Origin of the sequence: Shewanella sp. OMA3-2, assembly GCF_021513195.1 — a bacterium.
Lineage (GTDB): Bacteria > Pseudomonadota > Gammaproteobacteria > Enterobacterales > Shewanellaceae > Shewanella.
Window position 1 is genome coordinate 2,344,671 of record NZ_CP090974.1, and the last position, 26,141, is coordinate 2,370,811.

General features: G+C 38.3%; 28 protein-coding genes and 1 pseudogene. 13 read left to right on the forward strand and 16 right to left on the reverse strand.

The features are described 5' to 3' along the window. The first annotated feature begins 215 nt into the window (after window positions 1-215). Entirely contained in the window at window positions 216-1,889 is a 1,674-nt protein-coding gene (gene fadD, locus L0B17_RS10390; protein WP_235084613.1) for a long-chain-fatty-acid--CoA ligase FadD, read from the forward strand. Between the two features lie 63 nt (window positions 1,890-1,952). Further along, on the forward strand, window positions 1,953-3,071 hold the full coding sequence (gene rnd, locus L0B17_RS10395; protein WP_235084616.1) for a ribonuclease D: 1,119 nt from the start codon (window positions 1,953-1,955) through the stop codon (window positions 3,069-3,071). Window positions 3,072-3,214: 143 nt separating this feature from the next. Here rnd and minE read toward each other — a convergent pair whose 3' ends face one another. Genes minE through minC form a run of 3 tightly spaced genes read right to left on the reverse strand, consistent with a single transcriptional unit; the run spans window position 3,215 to window position 4,976 of the window. Continuing rightward, a complete protein-coding gene (gene minE / locus L0B17_RS10400) occupies window positions 3,215-3,475 on the reverse strand; it encodes a cell division topological specificity factor MinE (protein WP_235084618.1) in 261 nt (86 codons plus the stop codon). A 2-nt stretch (window positions 3,476-3,477) separates the two neighbouring features. Beyond that, window positions 3,478-4,287: a septum site-determining protein MinD gene (gene minD / locus L0B17_RS10405; protein ID WP_235084619.1), complete on the reverse strand. Its 810-nt coding sequence runs from the start codon at window positions 4,285-4,287 to the stop codon at window positions 3,478-3,480. A 23-nt stretch (window positions 4,288-4,310) separates the two neighbouring features. Next, a complete protein-coding gene (gene minC / locus L0B17_RS10410) occupies window positions 4,311-4,976 on the reverse strand; it encodes a septum site-determining protein MinC (protein ID WP_235084623.1) in 666 nt (221 codons plus the stop codon). Window positions 4,977-5,096: 120 nt separating this feature from the next. Here minC and L0B17_RS10415 point away from each other — a divergent pair, with 120 nt between their 5' ends. Next, a complete protein-coding gene (locus tag L0B17_RS10415) occupies window positions 5,097-5,378 on the forward strand; it encodes a YcgL domain-containing protein (RefSeq protein ID WP_235084625.1) in 282 nt (93 codons plus the stop codon). A gap of 72 nt (window positions 5,379-5,450) precedes the next feature. Continuing rightward, window positions 5,451-5,891, forward strand: a complete 441-nt coding sequence (locus tag L0B17_RS10420) for a YcgN family cysteine cluster protein (RefSeq protein ID WP_235084626.1) — start codon at window positions 5,451-5,453, stop codon at window positions 5,889-5,891. 83 nt (window positions 5,892-5,974) lie between these two features. Here the strand turns inward: L0B17_RS10420 and dsbB are convergent, their stop codons facing one another. Both dsbB and nhaB read right to left on the reverse strand, forming a co-directional pair. Beyond that, window positions 5,975-6,493 (reverse strand): disulfide bond formation protein DsbB, encoded by a 519-nt coding sequence (dsbB, locus tag L0B17_RS10425; RefSeq protein ID WP_235084628.1) that lies wholly within the window; start codon window positions 6,491-6,493, stop codon window positions 5,975-5,977. A 118-nt stretch (window positions 6,494-6,611) separates the two neighbouring features. Continuing rightward, window positions 6,612-8,201: a sodium/proton antiporter NhaB gene (gene nhaB, locus L0B17_RS10430; RefSeq protein ID WP_235084630.1), complete on the reverse strand. Its 1,590-nt coding sequence runs from the start codon at window positions 8,199-8,201 to the stop codon at window positions 6,612-6,614. 481 nt (window positions 8,202-8,682) lie between these two features. Between nhaB and fadR the strand changes: the two genes are divergently transcribed. Next, entirely contained in the window at window positions 8,683-9,402 is a 720-nt protein-coding gene (gene fadR, locus L0B17_RS10435) for a fatty acid metabolism transcriptional regulator FadR (RefSeq protein ID WP_235084632.1), read from the forward strand. Between the two features lie 62 nt (window positions 9,403-9,464). Here fadR and L0B17_RS10440 read toward each other — a convergent pair whose 3' ends face one another. From L0B17_RS10440 to L0B17_RS10455, 4 genes are all read right to left on the reverse strand, one after another. Continuing rightward, window positions 9,465-9,659 (reverse strand): DUF2986 domain-containing protein, encoded by a 195-nt coding sequence (locus tag L0B17_RS10440; protein WP_235084634.1) that lies wholly within the window; start codon window positions 9,657-9,659, stop codon window positions 9,465-9,467. An 88-nt stretch (window positions 9,660-9,747) separates the two neighbouring features. Continuing rightward, entirely contained in the window at window positions 9,748-10,197 is a 450-nt protein-coding gene (locus L0B17_RS10445; RefSeq protein ID WP_235084636.1) for a hypothetical protein, read from the reverse strand. Between the two features lie 107 nt (window positions 10,198-10,304). Beyond that, on the reverse strand, window positions 10,305-10,667 hold the full coding sequence (locus L0B17_RS10450) for a glutathione S-transferase N-terminal domain-containing protein (RefSeq protein ID WP_235084638.1): 363 nt from the start codon (window positions 10,665-10,667) through the stop codon (window positions 10,305-10,307). 106 nt (window positions 10,668-10,773) lie between these two features. Further along, complete coding sequence (locus L0B17_RS10455; protein WP_235084640.1) at window positions 10,774-13,824, reverse strand: DUF748 domain-containing protein; 3,051 nt, start codon at window positions 13,822-13,824, stop codon at window positions 10,774-10,776. 217 nt (window positions 13,825-14,041) lie between these two features. Here L0B17_RS10455 and L0B17_RS10460 point away from each other — a divergent pair, with 217 nt between their 5' ends. From L0B17_RS10460 to L0B17_RS10475, 4 genes are all read left to right on the forward strand, one after another. Beyond that, complete coding sequence (locus tag L0B17_RS10460) at window positions 14,042-14,413, forward strand: GNAT family N-acetyltransferase (protein ID WP_235084641.1); 372 nt, start codon at window positions 14,042-14,044, stop codon at window positions 14,411-14,413. Between the two features lie 72 nt (window positions 14,414-14,485). Continuing rightward, a complete protein-coding gene (locus tag L0B17_RS10465) occupies window positions 14,486-15,184 on the forward strand; it encodes a DUF445 domain-containing protein (RefSeq protein ID WP_235084643.1) in 699 nt (232 codons plus the stop codon). Window positions 15,185-15,303: 119 nt separating this feature from the next. Continuing rightward, complete coding sequence (locus L0B17_RS10470) at window positions 15,304-15,651, forward strand: VOC family protein (RefSeq protein WP_235084644.1); 348 nt, start codon at window positions 15,304-15,306, stop codon at window positions 15,649-15,651. A 5-nt stretch (window positions 15,652-15,656) separates the two neighbouring features. Further along, entirely contained in the window at window positions 15,657-15,851 is a 195-nt protein-coding gene (locus L0B17_RS10475; RefSeq protein ID WP_235084646.1) for a DUF1289 domain-containing protein, read from the forward strand. An 83-nt stretch (window positions 15,852-15,934) separates the two neighbouring features. Here the strand turns inward: L0B17_RS10475 and L0B17_RS10480 are convergent, their stop codons facing one another. Next, window positions 15,935-17,167 (reverse strand): uracil-xanthine permease family protein, encoded by a 1,233-nt coding sequence (locus L0B17_RS10480; RefSeq protein WP_235084648.1) that lies wholly within the window; start codon window positions 17,165-17,167, stop codon window positions 15,935-15,937. 171 nt (window positions 17,168-17,338) lie between these two features. On the opposite strand from L0B17_RS10480, the gene L0B17_RS10485 reads away from it, so the two are divergent. Next, window positions 17,339-18,427 (forward strand): DUF2066 domain-containing protein, encoded by a 1,089-nt coding sequence (locus tag L0B17_RS10485; protein ID WP_235084651.1) that lies wholly within the window; start codon window positions 17,339-17,341, stop codon window positions 18,425-18,427. Between the two features lie 76 nt (window positions 18,428-18,503). After that, the gene (gene hda / locus L0B17_RS10490; RefSeq protein WP_235084652.1) at window positions 18,504-19,214 is read left to right on the forward strand and encodes a DnaA inactivator Hda; all 711 of its coding nucleotides are present in this window, start codon (window positions 18,504-18,506) and stop codon (window positions 19,212-19,214) included. 79 nt (window positions 19,215-19,293) lie between these two features. On the opposite strand, the pseudogene L0B17_RS10500 reads toward hda, so the two are convergent. From L0B17_RS10500 to L0B17_RS10515, 4 genes and pseudogenes are all read right to left on the reverse strand, one after another. Beyond that, window positions 19,294-21,218 (reverse strand): annotated as a pseudogene (locus L0B17_RS10500) (hypothetical protein). A 126-nt stretch (window positions 21,219-21,344) separates the two neighbouring features. After that, window positions 21,345-21,725: a DUF2069 domain-containing protein gene (locus tag L0B17_RS10505; RefSeq protein ID WP_235084656.1), complete on the reverse strand. Its 381-nt coding sequence runs from the start codon at window positions 21,723-21,725 to the stop codon at window positions 21,345-21,347. 7 nt (window positions 21,726-21,732) lie between these two features. After that, window positions 21,733-22,086 (reverse strand): arsenate reductase (glutaredoxin), encoded by a 354-nt coding sequence (gene arsC, locus L0B17_RS10510; RefSeq protein ID WP_235084658.1) that lies wholly within the window; start codon window positions 22,084-22,086, stop codon window positions 21,733-21,735. A 34-nt stretch (window positions 22,087-22,120) separates the two neighbouring features. Continuing rightward, complete coding sequence (locus tag L0B17_RS10515; RefSeq protein ID WP_443019884.1) at window positions 22,121-23,608, reverse strand: M48 family metalloprotease; 1,488 nt, start codon at window positions 23,606-23,608, stop codon at window positions 22,121-22,123. A 119-nt stretch (window positions 23,609-23,727) separates the two neighbouring features. Between L0B17_RS10515 and L0B17_RS10520 the strand changes: the two genes are divergently transcribed. After that, on the forward strand, window positions 23,728-23,943 hold the full coding sequence (locus L0B17_RS10520; protein ID WP_235084660.1) for a sulfurtransferase TusA family protein: 216 nt from the start codon (window positions 23,728-23,730) through the stop codon (window positions 23,941-23,943). A 44-nt stretch (window positions 23,944-23,987) separates the two neighbouring features. Then, window positions 23,988-25,064, forward strand: coding sequence for an AI-2E family transporter (locus tag L0B17_RS10525; RefSeq protein WP_235084661.1), 1,077 nt, complete (start codon window positions 23,988-23,990; stop codon window positions 25,062-25,064). Window positions 25,065-25,088: 24 nt separating this feature from the next. Here the strand turns inward: L0B17_RS10525 and L0B17_RS10530 are convergent, their stop codons facing one another. Next, window positions 25,089-25,352: a Rho-binding antiterminator gene (locus L0B17_RS10530; RefSeq protein ID WP_235084663.1), complete on the reverse strand. Its 264-nt coding sequence runs from the start codon at window positions 25,350-25,352 to the stop codon at window positions 25,089-25,091. Window positions 25,353-25,382: 30 nt separating this feature from the next. Beyond that, window positions 25,383-25,964: a phosphoglycerate mutase family protein gene (locus L0B17_RS10535; RefSeq protein ID WP_235084665.1), complete on the reverse strand. Its 582-nt coding sequence runs from the start codon at window positions 25,962-25,964 to the stop codon at window positions 25,383-25,385. Between the last annotated feature and the right edge of the window lie 177 nt (window positions 25,965-26,141).

Here is a 26,141-nt window from a genome sequence, read left to right on the forward strand (position 1 = left end):
ATGTTAATCCCGCTTAAAGCACTATTATTTTCGTGTCGATTATGTGATTATGTTCAAAATTAAAACGCTTGTATGATTTTAAATATAGGCGATAACAATAACAATGCGTTGACTGATTATTGCCATATCATAACAATAGCCAATAACAGAAAAACGCTTTTAGCCACTGACGGGGAATGCACGTCTTAGCATAGTGGCCATTACAGGAGACACACGTGGACCAGCCTTGGATTAAGCACCTGCCAGCCGATGTACCGGCTGAAATAGACCCAGATCAATTTCCTTCATTGGTTGCCATGTTTGAAAGCGCTGTAGCGAAATACGCAGATCAGCCCGCTTTTATTAACATGGGTGCAACTATGACCTATCGTAAGCTTGAAGAAAGAAGCCGTGCTTTTGCCGCTTATTTACAAAATGAATTGAAGCTTGAAAAAGGCGATAGAGTGGCATTAATGATGCCAAACCTACTTCAATACCCTATAGCGCTTTTTGGTGTATTACGTGCGGGTATGGTCGTTGTCAATGTGAACCCCCTTTATACTCCAAGAGAGCTTAAGCACCAATTAACAGACTCTGGTGCGAAAGCTATTGTTGTTGTGTCTAACTTTGCCAAAACGCTAGAAGAAGTGGTTGATCAAACCTCTGTGGAGTCTGTCATTATTACAGGCTTAGGCGATCAACTCAGTGCACCAAAGCGAACTTTAGTCAATTTTGTGGTTAAGTATATTAAAAGAATGGTTCCAAAATACCATTTACCTCACGCACTATCATTTCGAGACAGTTTATCTAAAGGACGCCGATTACAATATGTTAAGCCAGTTGTCACAGGTAACGATTTAGCTTTTTTACAATATACTGGCGGCACAACAGGAGTCTCTAAAGGTGCTATGTTGAGCCACAGAAACGTTGTTGCCAACGTTTTACAAGCCAATGGCGCATACTCACCGGCATTAGATGATGGTACCGAGTTTGTTGTTACTGCATTACCGCTTTATCATATTTTTGCATTAACGGTAAATTGCTTATTATTTTTACATAAAGGTAGCAAAAACTTATTAATCACTAATCCAAGAGATATTCCCGCATTTGTTGCTGAGCTTAAAAAGTATCCTTTTACGGCATTAACAGGTGTAAACACCTTATTTAATGCTTTAGTTAATAATGATGATTTTAAAAGCTTAGATTTCAGCGGGCTGAAACTGTCAATTGGTGGTGGCATGGCGGTGCAAAGAGCGGTTGCAGATAAATGGCAAGCTATTACCAAAACGCGCTTACTTGAAGGGTATGGATTAACGGAAGCTTCACCATTAGTTACTTGCTGTCCGTATAATTTAGACGGTTATAACGGCTCTATCGGTTTTCCAGCACCATCGACATTAATTCAAGTGCGTGACGATGACGGAAAAATTTTAGCTCAAGGGCAAACAGGTGAGCTTTTTGCCAAAGGGCCGCAAGTGATGCAAGGTTACTGGCAGCGTCCTGAAGAAACAACCAAAGTGATTGATAAAGAGGGTTGGTTAGCGACTGGTGATATTGGTTACATGGATGAAAAAGGTTTTTTCTTCATAGTTGATCGTAAAAAAGATATGATTTTAGTCTCTGGTTTTAACGTATTTCCTAATGAAATTGAAGAGGTTGTAGCACAGCATCCCAAAGTACTTGAAGTTGCTGCTGTAGGTGTTGCTAACGATGCTAGCGGTGAATTAGTCAAAATATATGTGGTAGCAAAAGATAAGTCATTGTCTGAAAAAGAGCTGATTGAACATTGTCGCCATCATTTAACGGGATATAAAGTACCAAAACTGGTAGAATTCCGAGATGAATTGCCAAAGACCAATGTGGGTAAGATTTTACGCAGACAGCTTAGAGATGAAGCTAATAAAGCGTAAATTTAAAACCGGCATCTAAGCCGGTTTTTTGTTGCTAAGCCCTGAACATAAATGGAGTAAGCTGTGTTAGCGTTCGAGTATATAAGTAATGATGATGCGTTAGCCTCGTTAGTAAAGCAGTATGAACAAGCTACCTTGTTAGTGTTAGACACAGAATTTGTTCGCACCCGTACTTACTATGCACACTTAGGCTTAATACAAGCTTATGATGGTAAAACGCTAGCATTGATTGACCCTGTCGCTATCAAAGATTTATCGTCATTTTGGGCATTATTAACCAATGATAATATTATTAAACTACTTCATTCATGTAGTGAAGATCTTGAAGTCTTCGCCCATTATGGCAACTGTCAACCAAAGCCATTATTCGATAGTCAAATTGCAGCTAGTCTAGCGGGTATGGGACATGGCTTGGGTTATGCAAAGTTAGTTGAACAATGTTTAGGGATTGAATTAGACAAGGGGGAATCACGAACCGACTGGATGAAACGTCCGTTAAGTGAGGCTCAGCTTCAATATGCTGCTAATGATGTATCTTATTTATATCAACTATACCCACAAATATTACAAAAACTTACCGAACAAAATCGTCTAGATTGGTTATATGAAGAAGGCGAGCGGATCACCGAAGGGCGCTTAACTGGTGTTGACCTGGAAGAAGCCTATTTAAAAGTTAAGAATGCTTTTCAATTGACCCGCCCACAGCTGGCTATCTTAAAAGTTATGGCGGCATGGCGTCTTGAAAAAGCCGTCACTCGAAATCTTGCGCTTGGATTTGTAGTAAAAGATCATGCACTCATTGCACTTGCTAAAAAAGCGCCTACAAGCTTGTCAGAGTTAAATCAACTAAATGACTTAACCGACCATGAAAAACGTTTTCATGGAAAAGACTTATTAAAAGTCATGGCAAGTGCAGACATCAATAACCCGCCAGAAGAAGTAGATGTTATTGCGCTAAAGTCAGGTTATAAGTCAGCTTTTAAATTGATCAAAACGCGTTTAACGGATATCAGCGAACAACAATTTGTGCCGCTTGAGTTTATTGGCTCTAAACGGTTAATTCATCAATTCTTAGTTTGGTTATTTGAAGGCAAGCAGGGCGATAAACCGTTAATTTTACAAGGTTGGCGTGGCACTTTAGTCGGCCATAAATTAGATGATATTAGCTTCGATGGCGAATAATTTCAGCGCTTGCTCTTAGTCATAACAGCCAAGCTAATATTAAAAATTAAAAATTAAAAAGGATATCAATGAGTCATATCCTTTTTTACTTTTTAATATTAGGTTGATAAGCCATTAAAATAAATGACTTACCACGCTCTACGCTACCTGGTTTCTGGTAAAGTCACGTTCAGCTCTAGAACAGATAAATTATCATCATTTTGTTCTAATTGAACCGTGACCTGATCATCAGAGATTTGCACGTATTTACGGATCACTTCGATAATTTCTTGCTTCATTCTTGGCAAGTAATCCGGCGCACCACGCTCACCACGTTGATGGGCGACAATGATCTGCAAACGCTCTTTGGCTAAAGAGGCCGTGTTAGTTTTTTTAGTACTTCTGAAATAATCAAGTATGGACATAATTAGCTACCGAATATCCTTTTTAGGAAACCTTTCTTTTCTTCTGTTATAAAACGAATCGCCACATCTTCACCTAAAAGGCGTGCAACCGTATCGCTGTATGCTAGGCCTGCATCACTTTCTTGATCTATGATAACAGGGACCCCAGAGTTAGATGCTTTCAATACAGCTTGAGACTCAGGAATTACCCCTAAAAGTTCAATTGCTAGGATTTCTTTCACATCTTCAACACTGAGCATTTCACCGGTTTTCACTCGTGCAGGTGAATAGCGTGTGAGTAATAAGTATTCTTTAATTGGTTCTAAATTTTGCTCCGCACGGCGAGAACGACTTTGTAACATACCTAAAATACGATCAGAGTCACGTACTGAACTGACTTCTGGGTTGGTCGTTACAATTGCTATATCAGCAAAATACAATGCCATCATGGCACCTTGCTCAATGCCCGCAGGTGAATCACAAACAATATAATCAAAATCTTTGGATAAATCTTCTAACACTTTACCAACACCTTCTTTGGTTAAAGCATCTTTGTCTCGCGTTTGCGAAGCGGGTAAAATAAATAATTTATCACAACGCTTATCTTTAATCATGGCCTGGTTTAAGTTGGCTTCACCATTGATTACGTTTACAAAATCATAAACGACACGGCGTTCACAGCCCATAATTAAGTCTAAGTTACGTAAACCGATATCAAAATCGATAACGACGGTTTTTTTACCTTTTAATGCGAGGCCAGTTGCAATAGCTGCACTTGAGGTTGTTTTACCTACACCGCCTTTTCCTGAAGTGACAACAATAATTTGTGCCATGTGTATTTTTTCCTTAAATTTGCCTATTGTGGCAATATTTCAACAGTGAGAGACTCGCCTTCTAAGCGAACACAACCTCTTTGAGCATGACAATGCTGTTGCAGGTTTTCTGCAATCCAATATTGCCCAGCAACGGAAACAAGCTCGGCTTCAAGCGAGCTTGCTATGATTACACTTTGTGTATCACCGCCTGCCCCCGCCATAGCCTTACCGCGTAAAGCGCCATATACATGGATGCTACCATCTGCTATGACCTCAGCGCCATTGCCAACAGCACCAAAAATGACTAGATCAGCATCTTTTGCATATATTTGTTGGCCAGAGCGAATATTTTGTTTAACAATTTTAGTTCCACGAGGTGGAATAGCCGCAGTGGCTGCTTGTTTCCCCGATCTAACGACAGCGAGTCCTAAATCCTTAGCTTGAACAGAAAAGGGGATAGAAGCTTCAGTAATTCCAACAATAACCAAATGACGTTGATTCAACATTGCTTTTAATGCAGCTAAATCAATAGGGGTATCATCTAAGGCGCTAAGATTTAAAATTAAAGGTGCACCTAGAAAAAATTGAGGCGCCTCAGCTAATTTTTTATCAAGCTCTAAAGCAACAACATCTAAATTACTATTATTAATATAAAGTACCGATAGAGTAAAAGATGTGGCTTTTAACTCGAGATTTTGTTTAGCCATCTCGTCGCTAGTCTCCAAATTTCTATGCTTGTAAATCTATTTACAATTATTTTATTAGACACCATGTTATAGTGTGCGTTGTGGACTATCAAGTTTGAAATAGCGGAAAATTACACTAAAATGATTTGTGCAGTATATAAAAGCAGTCTAAAGGCCGAAACATACCTTTTTGTCGAGAAACGTGATGTTTTTGATGCAGTTCCTGATACATTAATGAAAATGTTTGGTGCCCCTAAATTAGTAATGTTAGTGCCTTTGTCTAAAAGGGAAACATTAGCATTAGCGGATATCGCAAAAGTGAAAAGTGAATTACTAGCCAAAGGCTATTATTTACAAATCCCACCTCCCCAAGAAAATTTACTTGAGCAACATAAAGCCAGTCTGAATTTCGATAGTAAATAGTTTTACCCGTTCAGCTGAGATTAAATTTGGTAAAATATCACTTATTGTGATTGAGTAAGAGATTAGTGGAACATGAATTTTTGGCAAACCACAGCATTAGAAGATATGACAAACGTACAATGGGAATCCCTTTGTGATGGTTGTGGTAAATGCTGTTTAAATAAAATCATTGACGATGAAACCGAAGCACTTTATTACACCAATGCAGCCTGTCATTTATTAGAGGATAGTACCTGTCAGTGTAAACGCTATAGTGACCGTTTTAAATATGTACCTGAGTGCACAGTGATAAGTTTAGCGAACTTACCTGAGCTTACTTGGTTGCCTGAAAGTTGTGCCTATAAACGTTTATACTTAGGTCGTGACTTACCCAGCTGGCATCCTTTGATTACCGGATCTAAAGATGAAATGCATAGGTTAGGGGTATCGGTTAAAGGTAAAACCGTAAACGAAATGAAAGTAAGGTATCTTGAAGACAATATTGTTTTATGGCCCTTACAAGATTTTGACTAAGTACGATTCAATCATAAAAAAACAGACCCACAAGGTCTGTTTTTTTATGACTGTTGAACACAGATAGTTAATGGAGCTACTTGCTACTTGCTACTGCGCTTGGGTGTTAATGCAGGTAACAGTATGATAAACCATATAACGCCATAAACAATAAACCCTATAATCATCCATTGCACCATACTAACCGACATGAATGACCAGACTGATTCGCCGCACATGCCAGTGGGGGAAAATACTTGTGGCAACCATTTATCCAATGGCATAAATGCAGGAAACTCAGGAAAAAAAGAGCATGTGGCAAAAGGTGATGGGTTTACTTGCATGTCATTAAGTTCAAACGCTAGTTTTGCCCCCCACACAGCAGATACTATCCAGCCTGCCATCCCAATCAGCCTTAGCATCCAAAATTTAGGGTTAAGTAAACCAACCAGTGCTGATAGCATAATCCCTAACACAGCTACTCGTATGTACACACACATCACGCATGGGTCATATTCCATGACGTATTGAAAATACAGCGCAGCACATTCGAGGCCTAGACCTGAGATAAATAAAATCGCCCAAGATATGCGTTGATGACAAAAATGTTGTAATGCGGCCAAAATATTATCCTGCGTTAATTGAAAGAAAAACACCCTCTATGAGGGTGTTTGTTTTATTGGTAGACCATAAAATATTTATTGACCATTGTCTATTCTAAGATTTATCTATTAATCGATATTAATGACCCGAGACCACGCCACCAATGTCTTTAGCTGAGTGATGAATTAGCCATTGGCTATCATAAAAATAACTGGTCATTTCGACTAAAAAGCCTGATTCAATCATCATTACACCAACGATCGATAACACTATGGTATAGGGTAGCGCCATCCACACCATACGGCCGTAAGACAGACGGATGAGTGGGGCAAGTGCTGATGTTAATAAGAATAAGAACGCGGCTTGACCATTAGGTGTTGCCACAGAAGGTAAGTTAGTACCAGTGTTGATGGCTACGGCTAATAAATCGAATTGATCGCGGGTAATTTGACCTGAAATTAAGGCGGCTTTTACTTCGTTAATATATACAGTACCGACAAATACGTTATCACTGACCATAGACAATAACCCATTAGCGATATAAAAAATCACTAATTGTGTATTGCCTTCATAGCTTAATGCCCATTGAATCACTGGGGCGAATAAGTGTTGATCGATTATTACGGCAACAATAGCAAAAAACACCGCAAGCAGAGCAGTAAAAGGCAATGCTTCTTCGAATGCTTTACCTATTTGATGTTCATCAGTAATACCATTAAATGCAGTCGTTATGATAATCACTGATAAACCAATTAAGCCAACCGATGCTAAATGTAATGCTAAACCGGCAATCAACCAAACACCGACTAAAACTTGAATAATCAGTTTTGCTTTATCTTGTTGAGTGCGATGTTCATCTTCATAGTTAGAATAGTCGGTTAAAATTTGATGAACAGCATCAGGTAATTGTGCGCCATAACCAAACCATTTTAATTTTTCAACCAAGTAACAGGTAAAAAGTCCTGCGAATAAAACCGGCATAGTCACGGGTGACATACGGATAAAGAACTCACCGAAGTTCCAGTGGGCTTGAGCGGCAATAATAAGGTTTTGAGGCTCGCCGACCATAGTACAAACGCCACCCAACGCGGTACCAATACCTGAATGCATCAGTAGATTACGTAAAAAAGCGCGAAAATCTTCTAATTCCTCATGATTAAGTTGTGGGCTAGCGTCTTCATTGGTGTGATCATGGCTTGAGTTAAAGTTTTTACCTGAAGCCACTTTATGGTAAATCGAGTAAAAACCTACTGCGACAGCGATAATCACAGCAATAACGGTTAATGCGTCTAAGAAGGCAGACAAAAATGCGGATGCAGCACAAAACATCAGCGATACAACAATTTTTGAGCGAACCTTAGTGATCATTTTAGTGAAAGCAAAAAGTAATAATTGCTTCATAAAATAAATGCCAGCCACCATAAAGATGAGCAGTAACAACACTTCTAGATTAGCTTCTATTTCATGTAGGACTTGGCTGGGTGATGTCATGCCTATCATCACCGCTTGGATTGCTAGCAGACCTCCAGGTTGAAGTGGATAACACTTAAGCGCCATAGCGAGGGTAAAAATGAATTCAATAACCAGCACCCAGCCAGCAATGAATGGGCTAACGAAAAAGAATAATAAGGGGTTAATTACAAGAAATGCCACAATTGCAAGTTTATACCATTTAGGTGAATTGCCTAAAAAGTTACTAAACATCGCCTCAGCTTGGGTTGCAGGCATAATAGCCACTCCGATAATGTTACGTTACCAATTAAATAGCCAAACCAAGTGCCAATATCATGTAAGTCAGTCGCAATGTCTAAATGGGCTGTTTGTTTTTGAACATACCAGTATGTTTAAAACATAAGTTAACAGAGATTAATTTGACTAATATCTGCTCAACTTGTAAAAGACTATGTTTACTTACTAATCATTTGAATTTAAGAATATTATTATTGAAATAATCTTATTCTCACTCGTTTTGACATTGTATTTTTCGATAGTTTAGCTTAATTGATTCTTAAATGTAATTATTAAGCTTGCGCTACATCATAAAAATGAATGATTTTATGGGATAAAACAAATTCGTAGTGGTGATAAAATGACCACTGAAGTTATTGTGATTAAACAATGGTTTTTATTTACAGCTTCTCTGGTATGATCAGTATTAATTGAAGTAGCAATAATTGCTACTACCGCTAAGTATAGGAAATCTAGGCTGATGATTATCAATGCCAAAGGTCCTGCAAGTTTTGCAGAGAAATACATTGTTCGTTCAATTTGGGACAACAAATTTCCACCAGGGTCTATCTTGCCTGCTGAACGTGAGCTTTCGGAACTTATCGGTGTAACACGCACAACATTAAGAGAAGTGCTGCAACGATTAGCAAGAGATGGCTGGTTGAAAATTCAGCATGGTAAGCCGACTCAAGTGAACAACTATTGGGAAACCTCTGGTCTTAATATCCTTGAAACAATAGCCGATTTAAACCCTGATGGATTTCCGCTATTGGTTGATCAACTTATGTCAGCCCGCGCTAGCGTGAGTACGATTTACTTTAGAGCCTCTTTTAGACAAAATCCAGATAAAGCTGTGGATGTGTTAGCTAAAATTCATCAATTAGATGATGATGCCGACACCTACGCTGAATTTGACTATCGCCTTCACCACACTTTAGCGTTTGCTTCTGGTAATCCGCTATATGTGCTGATTTTAAATGGTTTCAAAGGACTTTATAGTCGGGTAGGTCGCTACTACTTTTCAAGTAAAGAAGCGCGAAAGCTGGCATTTAATTTTTATATTGAGCTTGAAAAATTAGCTAAAGATAAGAGTTATCAAGCAATTCCTGGTTTGATGCGAACAAATGCGATAGAAAGTGGCAAGATTTGGCAGAAACTGCGTGATGATATGCCTGCTGATATAGCCCATGATAATAGTTAATCGATATTAATAATTGAACATAAAAAACGCCAATCATTTGATTGGCGTTTTTTTATGTTCAATTATTCTGCTGTGGGCACTGACTCATCTACTTGTTCAATGGCCGCTTGTTCTTGCTCTAAAGTCATTTTTGCGCGTTCAGCTTTTGATATGTAACGCTCTTTCACTTTAGTACTTGGATTATCTGGCACAACTTTATTTTTGCGTGCTTTAGCACGTTTTGCCAATTTCTTAATCATCACTTGTTTTTTGTTCATAATAAATCTTCAGTATGCAGGTATTCGATTATTGGGTAACAATCTTAAAAATAATTAACGCTATTTTATCCTATATTGAGCAAAATCCCTAGCGACCAAATTGACTGATATCTTCCGCCGTTGCGCCGTCATTACATTCACCGCGAATTTCACCACGTTCATTCTCAATGTAACGACTTAATTCAATATAGCCTTGTTTACAGTAACCAGTCATTTCAATAGTTTTATTCAAACCTACTTGAACTTGCTCAGTCCAGATCGCTAAAAACTCTTCTTTTTCACGCATTTCTTGAGCATAGCTACGTGCGTCTTGCATCCGACGATCGATACGTTGTTGATGAGCAGGACCATCATTGATATTTCTATCAGAGGCAGTAGCAAGTTTAGCTTGATAAACAAATAATTTAATCCCATCGCCTTTGATTTGAGTGTTAAATTTGTCTTTGAATTGGCCTGCAAACTCCATTGGATCTATGGTTGTACTACTACAACCAGCTAGTAGAATAAACAAAATAGTGAATGCTATAGATTTAATCACTTGAAATCCTTTGTAAAAATAAAACGACATAAACCTATTTAAGAGCGAGCAATGGTGTTTACACGCCCATTTAATAAATGAATGATACCTAATAGCATGATATGCCGTTATGCTTTGGCATAATTGTCATTGAGATAGTTCATTATTGCCTTAGACTCATATAACCATTCAGTTTTGCCATCGTTATTAATTTTCAAACAAGGCACTTGTAATTTACCGCCTTCAATTAATAAGGTCTGTTTGTTGTTGTCTTGTTTAGCATCAACTAAGGCGATATTTAAGTTTTGACGACGCATTTCTCGACGAACTTTGACACAAAAAGGACAGGCATTATACTGATAAAGTGACAAGTTTTGTGTTTGTAAATCAATTTCAGCTTGTTCAGACTCAGGACGTTGACGTTTTTTGGGACTAAAAATAAAATTTAACAATAGGATTAACCGACCTAAAATCCAGCGTACTACAAACATAATTACCTCTTTTTTGAAATATTGGCGTTTACTGATTTTCAGTAAACGCCAATATTACTTTATCTTATGCTGCTTATAAACAATTGTCTCAGCTATCTTGCACTATTTAGTTAGCTTGTAATTCAAGTTGTACTTCCGCTAATTTTTGTTTCGAATTCACCCGACTTTCGACCACATAAACTCGATTAGCTTCAATGTTTGCTTGTTCAACTAAGAATGCTTTAACCGTTTTAGCTCTGAGTTGAGCAAGCTTGCCTAATTCACTTGGGGCAACGACATGGGCGCTTTTCAAAGTGTTATATAAAACAATGTGCCAACGGGTATTGAGATCGTTTTCTGTTAAAGGCGTTTCTGGGTATTGTGCAGCATTGTCATCAATAATGGACTGCTTAATTGCCATTGAATTTTGGGCGATGTCTTGATTGAAAATGGTATAGAGCGCCTCGGTGATTGGCCCTGATAGTGGAAATTGGCTGGCTGATAAATCAGCTGGTAATTTATCAACGGGTATCTGCGCTGTTGTTGCAAGCTTTAGGTGTAAGGCTTGTTTAGCTAATGCTTGACTATCATTAATTGCATCCACTTCACCTTTAACATTAACAATCAGTAAAGGCCGGTCTGATAAGGCATCAGCTAATGTCATTAAATGCTTTGTCTGGGCATTGTTTAACTCTGCATTACCATAATCAAAACTGACTTTATTTATCGGTTCGTCTGAGCCGATCAAATTGGCAAGTAAACTAAATGGCGCTGTGACTGCTTTGGAAATGATATTACCTAATGCCCCCCAAATAACACTACCAAAACTAAAGCTCGGTGAGCTTAAGTCACCTTCTACATCAACGCCTAAATCAATTACGCCGTTACGGTCTTGAAGTAAGGCCACTGCTAATGTGATTGGTAGACTTGTAGCCAGATCACTATTACTTGGCTTACCCAATTGCAATTGGTTGATGACAACATGATTAGTGCCAACTAAGGCATTATTTTTTAATTGATAATTTAAATCTAATGAAATTTGGCCCTTATCGATAAAGTAACCCGCATAAGTGCCTGAATAGGGGTTAACTGAGGTTAACTCGACATTTTTGAAAATAAGATTAAGGTCTAAGTAAGGTAATTCGAGTAATGGATTAATTTCACCCTTTAATGTTACAGGGGCATATTTATCTATTTTCCCCGCGAGATCTACGGATGCTATCGTCTGTGGATTGTTGGATAGTTGGTCAATTTGACCGTTTAATGATTCAATCCCCGATGCAAAATTAGGCGTTAATGAATTATCGGCAAAAAATGCTGAGCTGTTTTTTAAGGTTATCCGATTAATCGCAATTTTAGGACTAATGCTGTCTTCTTGGTTAAGCTCGGCTATTTGTTGATTTGGTTTGAGTTCTGTTGCTTTATCATTATTATCGACATTAGCTGTTACAGTTTGCTGCTTTAATAAATTGGAAATATTAGTGCTTCTGTCTTTTGCAATAATGATACGTGAATACAATTCGTCAAACAAAATTTCATCAATATTAATCTGGCTTTGTTGTCTATCAAACTCTAATTGGTTAATTGACATTTTTTGCCAGCTAACCAAGGTTTTTCGATGTAAATTATCTTTAATATCAAGGTTTTCAACCCAAGCTTGACCACTATAGTTTAATTGTTTTTCTGTGTCTAAACGCAAGTTTCCTTTGGTATTGAAAGTACCATCTTCAATGGTAATATTAATAAATTTTTCGACATAAGGTTGCAGCGAAGTCAAAGAGACATTTTGATAACTTAAATCTGCATTTAAAGTTTGGTCGATTAAATTAAAAATGCCGACAGTGCGAAGTTCACTTTGTTGATTAATTTTAGCCGAAAACTGGTAGTCCAATGGAATGGATAAGTCAGATTTAATCGGACCTGTTTTGAAACTTACTTGGCCTATTTGCCACAACACGACTTGGTCACTAGCGATAGACTCGCCTAAATTAATTTCATAATTAGCAATATCGACCGCATTGAGGTTGATTAACCAAGAAGGGCTAACCGGTTCAGTTGATAAATCAACCGAGCCTTTACCGTTATCGATATCTGCATCAGTTAGGTTTTTTGGCATCAATAGTTTGATTAAATCAGCCCCAGTTGGAGAGATATTCAATGCCACTTTGCCTGAGCTTGTTTGAAAGCTCTCTATGTAAACCTGTTGAGTAGTGCTATCGACTTGAATACCATTTAAGTTTAACGCATCAATAACGATTTTTTCTTCGTTAGCATGTGAGGCAATAATGCTATTTATATTAATGTCAGTATCGGCTAAGGTAAAACTAACTGGAGTATCTTGTTGAGAGTCAATGTTGAGTATTATTTTACTGTTGATATTCAATTTACCTTGGGTTAATTGTATATCAAAGTGTTCATCAACAAACTGCCAATATTTAGCAATGTTAAATTCAGATAATGTGACATTAACTTCTAGTACGAAAGGGAATAGTTGTAAATGGCCAAAAAGTTGCAACTGACTTTTGTATTCATCCGTGAGACTTAAATCATACTGATTTTGAATACTGCTTATTGGTTGTTCCATATTAGCTGCTGTATCGAAATGATCGAATGCTAAATTGATTTCTGGATACACCATTTGGCTATTACTAACAGCATCTTTAATTGAAACGGCTCCCTGTTCAATTGCGATTTGGGTAATACGTATTTGAACCGGTTTGTCGATATTTTCCGAGCTTTGAGTATCTGGGTTAGAAGCTGATTGAAATAAGGCAATGATATCAGAGTAATTATAAGTATCTGCAGTAAGGCGCTCTATATTAATTGTTGGCTTTGTAATAGAAACTTGTTCAAAAATAATGGCTAGATTAGCTAACGATGCTAGCGGTGACATATTGATATATAATTTCTCAAACCCGATAAAAGTGTTTGTGGGCTTACTTTCCGAGACAACCAAACGTTCTACCGATAACTCAAAGGTAAATGGGTTAAAGCGAATGTCTTCAATTTGAGTGTCACGGCCCAATGTTTCTGTCACTAAAGGAGCCAACTGTTGTTTAGCAATCAAAGGCATGATAACGCCAAGAATCAAACAAAACAGCCCATAAACAATAAATAGGCTAATAAGGCTTCTTTTAAGGAAAGGGCGTGATAATAATTTTTTAAATGAACTTGCCATACGATACTCTTAGGCATAAAAACGAATAAGCTGATTTTAACTAAAAAGTAGCTTAATTGAGAGGTTTTTATTGGCTATTTTACAAATGGTCAGTAAATAGACTTTTAGATTGTTTATGTGTAAGATTTTGTCATTAATTGTGTTAATTTTTTTACAAGTTATATGGTTATGTTTATTTATAATCGTTAGTTTTATGCTGGTAATTCAAGGATGAAATATGCAAATACGTCTTGCCTCAAATATCGATTTACAGCCCCTCAGTCATATTTTTGATCAATATCGTCAGTCGTGTGAACAGCTCAGTGACATAAATGGTTGTTATTCATTTTTAAGTCAGCGCTTATCAGAAAATGACTCGATTATTTTTGTCGCATTAGAAGACGGTCATCTGCTTGGCTTTATTCAATTGTACCCCTCTTTTTCATCTTTAATGTTACAGCCGGTTTGGTTTTTTGATGATGCGTTTGTATTACCACAATACCGGAACAAAGGTATTGCTAGCCAGATGATTGCAAGAGCGAGAGTGTTAGCAAAAAGTGCGCAAGTTGCATTAGTTGATCGTCACACAGAGCAAGATTTAAAGGTATAGATCTAATACCATATGAGCCTAAGTATTTTGCTGTTAAAATATTGCAGGTTTTTTGTCTTTGGAGAAGTAAGATTGAATAAGAGTCTTTTTACAAACTTAATTGCAACGTTATTTGTGTTAGCTGGCTACTTAATGGAGCAGCCGATCATATTAACAATTGGACTGTTTGCCTTGTCTGGCGCGATAACTAATTGGCTAGCTGTGTATATGTTATTTGAAAAAGTGCCTGGTTTGTATGGTTCTGGTGTTGTGCCAAATCGCTTTGAAGAATTTAAGGCGGGTATTAAACATCTGATGATGGAACAGTTTTTTACTCACGAAAATATAGATCGTTTTCTCACAGTGAGTGACAGTAAAAGCATCGATTTAGCCCCTGTAATAGAAAAAGTTGATTTAACTCCCTCGTTTGATGCGTTAGTGTCAACCGTTGAAAAGTCATCTCTTGGGGCGATGTTAGCCATGTTCGGTGGTGCAGAGGCATTAATACCACTAAAAGAGCCTTTTATAGATAAAATGAAACAGTCACTAATTGAACTGTCTCAAAGTGAGCAATTTAATCAAATTTTAGTTCATGAACTAGAACAACCCAATGTGATTGCTGACATTCAGACTAAGGTCGCTAATATTGTAGATCAGCGATTGGATGAACTAACCCCTGAATTAGTGAAGCAAATTATTCAAGACATGATCAAAAAACATCTTGGTTGGTTAGTCGTCTGGGGCGGGGTATTAGGTGGCATTATTGGTGCTATCGCCGCTTTAATTAACTAAAATTAGCAAACTAAGACAATGGCCAAACGTTTGTCATCGATAAACATTTGGCCAAAATGGTTATTTATGATTGTTTAGTTATACTTAAAATATCCTTCAATCACCAGCAAAAGCAGAGCATGTCACATCATCAGATTAATTACTTAGAAATACCGGTTAACAATATAGCCGCCACTAAGGATTTTTTTAAGCAAGTTTTCAGTTGGCATTTTCAAGACTACGGCCCGCAATATAGCTGTTTTTTAAATGTCGGTATTGATGGTGGTTTTTTTGAATCAGACAGTTATTTCACCACCGCAACTGGTTCGCCTTTAATTGTCTTGTATAGCCAGTCGTTAGAGCAGACGCAACGCAAAGTTATTCAATATGGCGGAGTGGTTAATAAACCCGTATTTACTTTTCCTGGTGGTAGACGATTTCATTTTCTTGATGTTAATGGCAATGAATTTGCCGTATGGTCTGAGTAATTATTATGGACGAAAATCAGAGGGTTGAATCGCCCTGTATCAGGCAGTGTAGTTTAGATGAACAAGATATTTGTTTAGGCTGCCATCGTACTTTAGATGAAATTTTAGAGTGGCACTCTATGGATAACGCACAAAAACTAACTTTAGTTAATGAGTTAAGTTTTCGAGCGATCTCCAGAAACCGCGGCTTTCATTTTTAAACGCTTGTTGTTCGAACGAGAATAAAAAAGCCATCAAAAATATGATGGCTTTTTAGTTACTTGTGTCCAGTCCTTCAATAGGATTAGTGCTCTACTTGATGACTTTTATCGGTTTTAGGCAAAATCATATTCATTAATATCGCGATTATGCCGCACAAGCTTATACCAGTGAGACTGAACGAGCCAATACCAAATGCCATTCCGCCAATGCCAAATACCAAGGTGACTGCGACAATACTTAAGTTACGCGGCTCTGATAAGTCAACTTGATTTTTAATTAAAGTATTTAAGCCAACAGCGGCAATAGACCCAAATAACAAACACATAATGCCACCCATCACTGGGACTGGAATTGTTTGTAATAAGGCACCTAATTTACCGACAAAAGCTAAAGTGATGGCGGTAATCGCTGTCCAGGTCATAATACGAGGATCAAAACTTTTGGTTAAGGTAATCGCGCCTGTAACTTCTGAGTATGTTGTGTTTGGCGGCCCACCAAATGCGGATGCCGCTATAGTTGCTATACCATCTCCGGCTAAGGTGCGATGCAAGCCAGGTTTTTTAATATAGTCTTTACCTGTTACGTTAGATATCGCCAAGATATCACCGATATGCTCAACGGCTGGTGCAATGGCTACGGGGATCATAAAGAGTATGGCTTGCCAATGAAATTCGGGGGCGACAAAGTTAGGCATGGATAACCATGCTGCTTGTTGCACTGGAGTGAAATCAACCACATTAAAAAACAGGCTTAAACTATAGCCAACGATAATGCCTGCCAAAATAGGCATCAATCGAGCAACACCTTTTGCAAAAGTTGCCACTAGAATAGTGGTTGATAATGAGGCCAGTGAAATAATTAACGCGGTGGTGGAGTTAATTAATTGAACTGAACCATCGCCAGTTTTGCCTAAAGCCATATTCACCGCCATTGGTGCTAAGCCTAAGCCGATAATCATTATCACAGGGCCAACCACAACAGGAGGGAGGAGTTGATGAATAAACCCCACACCGCGTATTTTGACGGTTAATCCTAATAGCACATAAATTAATCCGGATACCATCAGGCCGCCCATCGTTGCGGGTATTCCCCATGTTTGCACGCCATAAAGTATAGGGGCGATAAATGCGAAAGATGAAGCCAAGAAAATAGGCACTTGTCGTTTTGTGACTAATTGAAAAAGTAGAGTACCAATACCTGCGGTAAAGAGGGCAACACTGGTATCTAGTCCGGTAAGTAAAGGCATTAACACGAGTGCCCCAAAAGCCACAAATAACATTTGTGCCCCTTGAAGCGGAATTGAAAAGCGTTTCATCAGATTAACTCCATTATTTTTATTATGTCTTTAAATCGGTACAGTTAGCGCATTTTCTAGTTATATTCAAATAGTGCGAGTACATAAAAAAGAGTGCGATTAGACCATACTCGATAGATCTTTATTATGTTACACTTTCAGCACTTATTTTGATTGCGTTTATGACTCCCAATGCTAAAAAAATTACTTAATCTTACAGTGTTTTCACTGGCGATTGTCCATGCACAACTATCCGCTGCCGAAGTGTCTAAGCTAGATGAGGCAGATATCATAGTTGAATCCCGCGCTAACAGTGCTCGTTCGGCTGCACTTAAACAAGCGTTAGCCAGCGTATTTTTAAAAAACTCGGGTAGCCCCAGCGTCGTCATGCATCCCATGGTGAAAGCACAAATTGACAACCCTGAAGCGTTACTCATTCAGTATGGTTATAGTCAGGTTGATAGTGATTTATTACTCACAGCAAGCTTTGACCATCAACGTGTGATAAGTACTTTACGCCAAGCAGATTTACCCGTTTGGGGGGCTCAACGTCCTTTAACTTTATTATGGGTAACGCTTACGGAAGCTAACGATACGGTTATTCTAGCCGACTCAAGCGAAAGCCCTTTACGCTCTGATTTAATTGCTGAGTCAAACAATAAAGGTATTCCAGTATTGTTACCTTTGATGGACCTTGATGATCTTATGGCGGTATCGCCAACGGATGTTAAAGGCATGTTTTTAAGTCCCGTTAATATTGCATCAGCTCGATATCAAGCAGATTATTTTGCGATTGCAGATATTTCAGAGGCAACAAATAAAGTCACATTTACTTTGTCTTTGTTCGATAAAACCCAAACGGGCTCAACGCTTCAACCTTTAATTAAGCAACAGGGTGAGACGCTCAATATCGCCGCGGCATCCAAACGGATCATGGCTTTATTAGCTGATTATTATATTAGCCAATATGCTATTGCATCTTCAGGTAATAACCTTGAAACACAGGTTAGCTTTACAGGTGTGACTAACATGAAACAACTGGTAGAAATTGAAAAGTACTTGCAGCAACTCAGTGCTGTTAAAGATATTTCAGTCAGTCAATTTCAAAATGAAACAGTGACATACCAGTTATCTTTATTCAGTAGCATTGAAGATCTACAACGCTTATTAAGTATTGATAATCGATTAAGCAAAATAGACTCGATGGGAAATGTAAATTCTTATTATGATGCTAAATCGACTGATAAATCTACGTTAACCTATCAATGGCAAGGACAATAACCCCAGTGATATTTTACCTGAAGAGCGCTTGTGCTATAGTAGCGATCGCTGTGTGTTTATTTTTGAGAATGTTTGAGTGACCCTATCTTCTCCACGCCAATTATCTTTACCCGTTTATTTACCGGATGATGAGACGTTTAATAGTTATTATCCTGCATCGGGTAATGATGAACTTATCCAAAAGCTTCAGTCTTGTGCTGAGGGTAATATTACTTCGTCTATCTATTTATATGGTCCGCAAAAATCAGGCCGCACCCATTTAATGCATGCGGCATGTGCCCATGCAAGTGATTTAGACCGACGTACTTTATATATTCCACTTGGCATTCATGCCAGTATTTCTCCCGCATTATTTGAGGGGGTGGAGTCATTAAATTTAATTTGTATTGATGATATCGATGCCATAGCAGGTCATCCTGTTTGGGAAGAAGCCTTATTTCACTTATATAACCGGATTGCTGAACAGCAAGACTGTCGTTTAATTGTCAGTGCAAGTGCATCACCGTCTGAAGCCTGTTTTGCTTTACCTGATTTAATTTCACGGATGCAGTGGGGGTTAATATATCAATTGCAAGCTATGGCAGATGATGAAAAACTTTTGGCTTTACAACGCAGAGCAGCGATGCGCGGACTGCAATTATCTGATGAAGTAGGGCGTTTCTTATTGACGAGAATGGCACGAGATTTACGTACCCTGTTTGATGTGCTAGATAAATTAGATAAAGCATCTATGGTACATCAACGTAAATTAACCATCCCTTTCATCAAGGAAATGCTTAAGTTATAGTTGCTTATAAAATAACCCTAGCCGTAAGGCTAGAGTGATTACTTAAAATCTGCGTTTATCTAAGTCTGCTTGTTTAATCTTATTGTCTATGTTGATCGCCACTTAACTCTAAAGGTCTATCTACTAATGCTTTTATCACAGCTGATTGAGTCCCCTTTAGCTGTGAACTGGCACTTGTTGGGCTAATCGCTAAGTTTTCTGTCCACGATTTGCCTGGAGTTAATTGCAATGGTATTGGTAAACTATTGATAAGGTTTTGACCTCCCACTTCTGGTATTAGTTCATCAATAACGTATTGTGCTCGTATTTTAATATTGCTTGCACCAATACGACCACGCTGCCCCCAATCGACAGTAATACTAGAGCCAGTTGCATTTTGTGGATTGTCTGTAACGGCAACATCTCTCAACATATTATAACGATAACTCATAAAAGCTTCTTCAAAAAGCATGGCCGCATCTTCTCGTGTAGAGGAGTAGCTGTAATAGTCAGATGCATGGTCTTGACTAAAGAAGCTGGTAATATCACTTGGCAGATATAACTTTTGAGTATTATTAGCTGTTTGCCCCTTAAAGCTTACTGTACCCAGTGAATACATTTCGCTGCTTTGCAATGGGAAACGTATGGCGAGTTGATCAGATACCAAAGCATTACTGCTCGAACGCCTGTTGAAATCCTCTAACAAAGTCGGCCCTTGGAGGGTGCTATGGGTACTGCGTGGGAAAAGTCATTAGCATGGGCTAATTCGTGATATAGCAGCGAGGAAAGTCTAGGGGTAAAATCGGCAATTGAGCGGTTGGTTCGCGTTTCATACGAGTAAGAAGCATAAGCATAGTTATTATTCTTCACATATCGCCATGGCATTAAAAACTGTAAATCATTACCAAAATTACTCCGGTAATCTGGTGCTTCATTGATGGTATCGCGCTCAGCGGCGGTTAACCAAAGGTTGTCAGGATCTAAATATATTGCCCTGGTAACTACCCAATAAAAAGAGGGGCGTACATCATAACTAATAATAATCGCGCTGACAGACTGTAATAAGGTGATGAAATCATTGTTGGGGTCTTGCTGCTGTAGAAATCGTTCAAAATTCTGCCCCATCCAATCGTGAGATACCACCACTCTGTCCATTATATTAGCAATAGAGGGAGAGGAGGTTTGTTGTCCAATTAAAGGCAATTGATTAATACGGCAGCTATTTTCGAGTTTATTTGAGTAAACACATTTTGGTAAAACAGCAGCATAAGTCGAATTCGGTTTATAGGCATAGGTTCGTGCCACGGGCTGATCAAAATAGGGGGAGGTGATTGCTGTTTCATTGGTAATTAAGATATGAACATCATCGGTTAATGTTTGTCCGTTCAGTTCGGCTGTAGCCCTAAGAGAGACTATGCTGTCGTTGCTGACATTAGGCGCGATGAATAATGGTCGTTCAGTTTTTGTTAAATCTAAACTGATGGCATTATCTGAGTAAGCACACCATTTTACATTCGTCGGCATTTGACCATTAATGGTCGCTAATCTCACACTGACACCATTACCCTCTACGACTTGATGATCCGCATTTACTGCTAATGATATTTGTTGGGTACTAGTGACATTAATGGTAATCAATTGATCGATATTGATGCCCGATCCGGTTATTGTCACTTTGAATTGATATTCACCATCATTTGAAGGGGTAAAGTTGAGAATAGGAGATCTATTACTGATTAATGATAAAGCCGTACCTGCAACTTGCTGCCATTTATAGACTAACCCCATTGAGTCTTTATTGGCTATTTTAGCAATAATCGCTCCAGGCTGGTTTACCTGATAATTGGGTTCAAGCAAAAATTTAAGGTTGTCGTTACCTGTTATCGTTATCCACTCAAGAGGTAGGCTGCAAGCTGTGACAGGAAAGGAATTATCAGGCACTACAGCCGAGTCACTACCACCTCCACAGGCAGTTAGTATACAGGTTGAAATAACAAGCGTAAAAATACTGCGACTGAAAGCCATTATTTAATCCCTTATACTATTATTAATTGACTATATCATGTGATTTTTGACTGCGAAATAACAAAAAAGCGCCAATAGGCGCTTTTGAATGATTTATTAACAATAAAGGTTATTTAAAGTAGATTGTTAATTTTTTTGTGGTGATTTTTTCTTTAAACCAAGTCCCAGTTCTCTGCCTCTTATTCTGGCATAAAATGGGAAACCAATTAACAAAACGCAAATAAGTACAGATTCAATAATGGCAAACACAAGCGCGTCTTCAGTGACATAGACTAAGGTTAATCCATGAAGCAGATACAGGCATAGAATAAAGCTTGCCCAGGCATAAGTGTATGGTTTACCTTGAATAACACCTTTTAACGGCATCAATAATGGGATTATCCACAGTAGATTAAATATCAATGTATAAGAACCTTGCACGCCTTGTTGTACAAACCATCCAGTAAGCAGTAATACGAGCGCAATATAACCGATGCGACAAAGCTGAAATAAGCTGTTAGTTTTCATTAATAATTTACTCTATGATTGCTAAAACACTTTCTGGAGGACGACCAATAGCCGCTTTGCCATTGACTAATACTATTGGTCGTTCGATTAATTTTGGCGTGTTAACCATAGCTTCAATAAGTTGCGCTTCAGTAAGATTGACATTGTCTAAGCTTAAATCTTTATATTCACTTTCTTTAGTCCGCATCAACTGACGAGCGTTTAAACCAAGTAGTGACAGTATGTGACTAATTTCGTTTGCTGAAGGGGGATTTTTTAAATACTCAATGACATTTATATCATTTTCCCTAGCTTGAAGTAACGCTAGGGTTTCACGACTTTTCGAACAACGTGGATTATGTAAAATAGTAATTTTAGTCATAGTATTAGCTTTCTTTTTAGTTCTGTATTAAGGGTTATTTGAATTGTTCTAGATTGCGTTCTGCATCTCTAAATTGACGTATTCTGGCTTCAATTCTGGCAATTTGCAGCGGCTGTCCGTCAGAGTAACGATACGCGTAGTTTAATTGATCAATAGCGCTTGGATAATCCGCGACTAAGGCCAGTACCTCTGCATTGGTATAATACTCTAGTGCTTTATTGCCTATTTTTTTATAAGCATCATTCATCAGTTGGTATGAGAGTATATTTTGTTTATCAAAAAATATAAGCTCTTCCAATAAGGGAATCGCTAGTTTAGGCGCTCCAGATTCAACATAAATATGGGCTAAGTTGGTATTGATAACCAGTGAGGTTGGTTTTAATTTTCGCTGCGCTTGCAATAATGCAATGGCGTCATCAAAGGCTTTACGCTCGGCTAATAAATCCGTTTTAGTATCGATATAAAATAAATTATTAACATCAGTTTGGCGTAATTCATCAATAATAGCTTCTGCTTCAGCAAATTTTTTCAAGCGAAACAGCGCTAAAGCTTTTCCATACAAAGCGGCTTCTTTGAAAGCGTAAGAGCGTTTTTTTAACTGAACATTGAATAAAGATAACGCTGCGTCATCGTTATAGCTGGAGAATCGCACTTGAATACGGGCTTTAGCAAGTTGGTAGTTTAGATTATCTGCAATATAACGATTTGGATATTGTGCTGCGCGGTTACGAGCATCGGTAATGCGTGACTCTGGTAATGGATGAGTGAGCAGCATTTGTGGTGGCGTTGTCGTGAAACGGTAACGTGTGGCCAGTTCAGCAAAAAAGTTTGCGGCGCTATTGGGATCAAAACCGGCTTCAACCAATATTTGCATACCGATTCGGTCAGCTTCTTTTTCATGTAAACGAGTATAGTTAATTTTAGCTTGAGTAGCTAAAGCTTGGGTTGTTGCTAATGCCGCCATACCCGCCTGTGGAGCTGCAATAGTCAGTAATATCGCCCCTAATAAACCGGCAATAGTTGCCGTAGAGCTTTTGTGTTGCGCTTCTAATGAGCGGGCTAGATGACGTTGAGTGACGTGAGTGATTTCATGCGCCAGTACCGAAGCAAGCTCGCTTTCTGTATCAGCATTTAAAAATAGCCCTGTATGAACACCGACATGTCCACCAAAAAAAGCAAATGCGTTAATTTCATCATTTCGAAGTAAGAAAAAATAAAATGGCGTTTTAACGCCCGTAGCATGGGCAACTAATTTATTACCTAATTCAGATAGATATTGGCTTAACACTGGGTCAGTTAATAGCGGTGCAGATGAACGTATCACTCGCATATAAGCATCGCCATAAACCATTTCTTTTTCAAGACTGAAAGTATTGACAGCCGCAGTTCCAAGATCGGGTAAGTCGTTGTTGGCAAAGCTACTGCTAATATTCGCTGTCAATAGCACAGCTGCAATACTGCCAGCGATGAAAGTTTTGCTCATTTTGCTGAATGATTTGGTGGTAAAAGTAATTTTAGCCAAACGACACCCTTTAATCTGATTAATAAGTAGAGAAAAACGCGTAAGAGTTTACTCTGTTCGCTTGTGGTTTACTATGCAACTAAGGATAATAGCATTAGTTTATTTAACGTAAATTCACTATGAAACTGATAGATTTAACCGCTTATCGATGCCCATATCCATTAGTGCAGATAAAACTGTTATTGAAGCAATTACCGCAAGGTGAAACGTTAAAGGTTTTACTGTCTGACCCCGGTTCCTGCAAAGATGTTCCCGTATGGGCTAAAAAAAGTGGATATCAGATCAGCCTATTGCAACAAGATAAAAGTATTATGGCAATTAATATCACTAAATAGCGTGGTGTTAGGTTAATTTTCTTTCATTCATACAAGGTTTTGCAATGTTAGCGTTTTTAAAAGAATGGTATAAAACTCGTTTTAGTGACCCACAAGCAATTACATTAGTCTTTATTTTGATGGGTATTGCGCTAACATTATATTTTGGCGCTGAATTATTAGCCCCTTTACTGGTCGCATTGGTATTAGCATTTCTACTTGAATGGCCAGTTGCTCAAATGTCAAAGCTGGGCATTAATCGTACCGCTGGTGCATCTATTGTGTTGGTGGCTTTTTTAGGGCTAATGATGCTGATATTATTAGTATTAATGCCGAGCATTTGGCGACAAGGGGTGAGTTTAGTCACTGATTTACCGAACATGCTTGATAAGGGCATGATTGTCGTTAAAGACTTAAGCGATAAATATCCGCAGTTTATCAGTGCTGAGCAAATAGATGCTTCACTCAATGAATTCAAAAAATTGCTTGATACTGAGCATTTACTGGATTTTGCTAAGCAAATATTGGGTATTTCAGCATCTGTTTTAGTATTAATGGTTTACGTTATATTAGTTCCCTTATTAGTGTTCTTCTTTTTAAAAGATAAGCAGCAACTGATCGACAGTAGCAAACGATTTTTCCTGGCAAATCGTGGTTTAGCAAGTAAAGTATGGTATGAAATGGATCAGCAGATATTTAATTATATCCGTGGCAAAGTGATCGAAATTATTATTGTTGGTGTAGCCAGTTATGTGTTTTTTGCCTTAATGGGACTGCGATATTCAGCTTTGTTAGGTGTGTTGACTGGTTTGTCGGTATTAATACCCTATGTTGGCGCAACATTGGTGACATTGCCTATCGCGCTTGTGGCATTTGTTCAGTGGGGGATTGGCCCTGAGTTTGGATACTTAATGTTGGGTTACGGCATTATCCAAGCTTTAGATGGCAATGTATTGGTACCTATTTTGTTCAGTGACGCGGTAGATTTACATCCTGTGATGATTATCGCCGCGGTATTGGTCTTTGGTGGCTTATGGGGGGTGTGGGGAGTCTTCTTCGCTATTCCATTAGCATCTTTGGTTAAGGCCGTTATTAATGCATGGCCAAACCATGATCATACTTCGGTATTCGATCCCGAATAATTATCCACATAATGGTTAAACTCTTCAAAAATGCACAATATTAAATTGTGCATTTTTAGTTAACACTGTCACTGTTTTAATGTCTGTTAATATTAGGGTTAAGTCAGCACCATTAATATCCTTACCATAAATAACTTCTTGCTTAGCGGTCGATTGACCAATGAAGCCAGTAGAGTCAAACTTTGCCGTAATGTGTTTGCCATTGTTGAGTGTAATCAGCACTGTATATTGATATAGGCACATCACCTCAATATAGTCATGCAGATGGCAAGCGAGTATTTTAGCCATTGCTTTCACCTTCTACTTTTTAACAATGCATCAATAACTGAAACGGTACATAGAGTTGAACCGTTTTCCATTAATAATATTGACTTCAATAAGATATAAACGGTCAAAATCTTCACTGTGTTCTTGATGGCTGTGTGCTAATGTTTGATTTAACTTGTCAGCCAATAGCGCAGTAGTATTACTGTGACCAACAATTAAATAATTGCCAGGATGCATCAGTAATTGCTCGCTGAAGACTTCAAGATTATCGGGGTTATAAGAGGTTATGGGCAAATTATGGTTAGCCGCTGTAGGCTTTGCGGTAAGCTGAGTGCGTTGATAATTTGTTGAGTACACTTTATTTAAAGGAATATGCTCAAGCATTTTAGCCAGTCGCTCGGCACGTTGAACACCTTGTGGATTTAATTGAGGATCATCACCTACTTGCTTTTCACCATGGCGAACTAATATAAATGTCCATTTTTGGGGTACCAGTAATGGGTTATTCTCAGTCACTTGAGTATCTGTCTGATGTGTTTCCTGCTGAGTAAACCCGAGTGGACTGAACAGTGTTAAACACAATAAGGTAAGACAAATTAATGTTTGGTGTATAGCACTAAATGTTACTCTCATAGAGTCGACCCCCTAATCGTAAATAACGTTAATACTAGCATTAGTTAACGAAGGCGGGTGCTAATAAAACGATCATGTGAATGTTTTTTGTATGGAATAGGCTTGATGTGCTTTTTAGTGCAATTAGCTTTAAAAAGCCCTGAATAAACAGGGCGTTGATTTAAGGAGGAACGCCCT

Bases quoted from the DNA above. Each gene is read 5' to 3' on its own strand.
- L0B17_RS10455 (WP_235084640.1), bottom strand. From the start codon at position 13,824: ATGGCAAGTTCATTTAAAAAATTATTATCACGCCCTTTCCTTAAAAGA.
- nhaB (WP_235084630.1), bottom strand. From the start codon at position 8,201: ATGCCTGCAACCCAAGCTGAGGCGATGTTTAGTAACTTTTTAGGCAAT.
- L0B17_RS10520 (WP_235084660.1), top strand. From the start codon at position 23,728: ATGAAACTGATAGATTTAACCGCTTATCGATGCCCATATCCATTAGTG.
- arsC (WP_235084658.1), bottom strand. From the start codon at position 22,086: ATGACTAAAATTACTATTTTACATAATCCACGTTGTTCGAAAAGTCGT.
- L0B17_RS10480 (WP_235084648.1), bottom strand. From the start codon at position 17,167: ATGAAACGCTTTTCAATTCCGCTTCAAGGGGCACAAATGTTATTTGTG.
- L0B17_RS10450 (WP_235084638.1), bottom strand. From the start codon at position 10,667: ATGTTTGTAGTACGCTGGATTTTAGGTCGGTTAATCCTATTGTTAAAT.
- L0B17_RS10530 (WP_235084663.1), bottom strand. From the start codon at position 25,352: ATGGCTAAAATACTCGCTTGCCATCTGCATGACTATATTGAGGTGATG.
- L0B17_RS10485 (WP_235084651.1), top strand. From the start codon at position 17,339: ATGCTAAAAAAATTACTTAATCTTACAGTGTTTTCACTGGCGATTGTC.
- L0B17_RS10440 (WP_235084634.1), bottom strand. From the start codon at position 9,659: ATGAACAAAAAACAAGTGATGATTAAGAAATTGGCAAAACGTGCTAAA.
- L0B17_RS10505 (WP_235084656.1), bottom strand. From the start codon at position 21,725: ATGAAAACTAACAGCTTATTTCAGCTTTGTCGCATCGGTTATATTGCG.
- minC (WP_235084623.1), bottom strand. From the start codon at position 4,976: ATGGCTAAACAAAATCTCGAGTTAAAAGCCACATCTTTTACTCTATCG.
- L0B17_RS10420 (WP_235084626.1), top strand. From the start codon at position 5,451: ATGAATTTTTGGCAAACCACAGCATTAGAAGATATGACAAACGTACAA.
- L0B17_RS10525 (WP_235084661.1), top strand. From the start codon at position 23,988: ATGTTAGCGTTTTTAAAAGAATGGTATAAAACTCGTTTTAGTGACCCA.
- L0B17_RS10535 (WP_235084665.1), bottom strand. From the start codon at position 25,964: ATGAGAGTAACATTTAGTGCTATACACCAAACATTAATTTGTCTTACC.
- fadR (WP_235084632.1), top strand. From the start codon at position 8,683: ATGATTATCAATGCCAAAGGTCCTGCAAGTTTTGCAGAGAAATACATT.
- minD (WP_235084619.1), bottom strand. From the start codon at position 4,287: ATGGCACAAATTATTGTTGTCACTTCAGGAAAAGGCGGTGTAGGTAAA.
- minE (WP_235084618.1), bottom strand. From the start codon at position 3,475: ATGTCCATACTTGATTATTTCAGAAGTACTAAAAAAACTAACACGGCC.
- L0B17_RS10470 (WP_235084644.1), top strand. From the start codon at position 15,304: ATGTCACATCATCAGATTAATTACTTAGAAATACCGGTTAACAATATA.
- L0B17_RS10415 (WP_235084625.1), top strand. From the start codon at position 5,097: ATGATTTGTGCAGTATATAAAAGCAGTCTAAAGGCCGAAACATACCTT.
- L0B17_RS10460 (WP_235084641.1), top strand. From the start codon at position 14,042: ATGCAAATACGTCTTGCCTCAAATATCGATTTACAGCCCCTCAGTCAT.
- L0B17_RS10475 (WP_235084646.1), top strand. From the start codon at position 15,657: ATGGACGAAAATCAGAGGGTTGAATCGCCCTGTATCAGGCAGTGTAGT.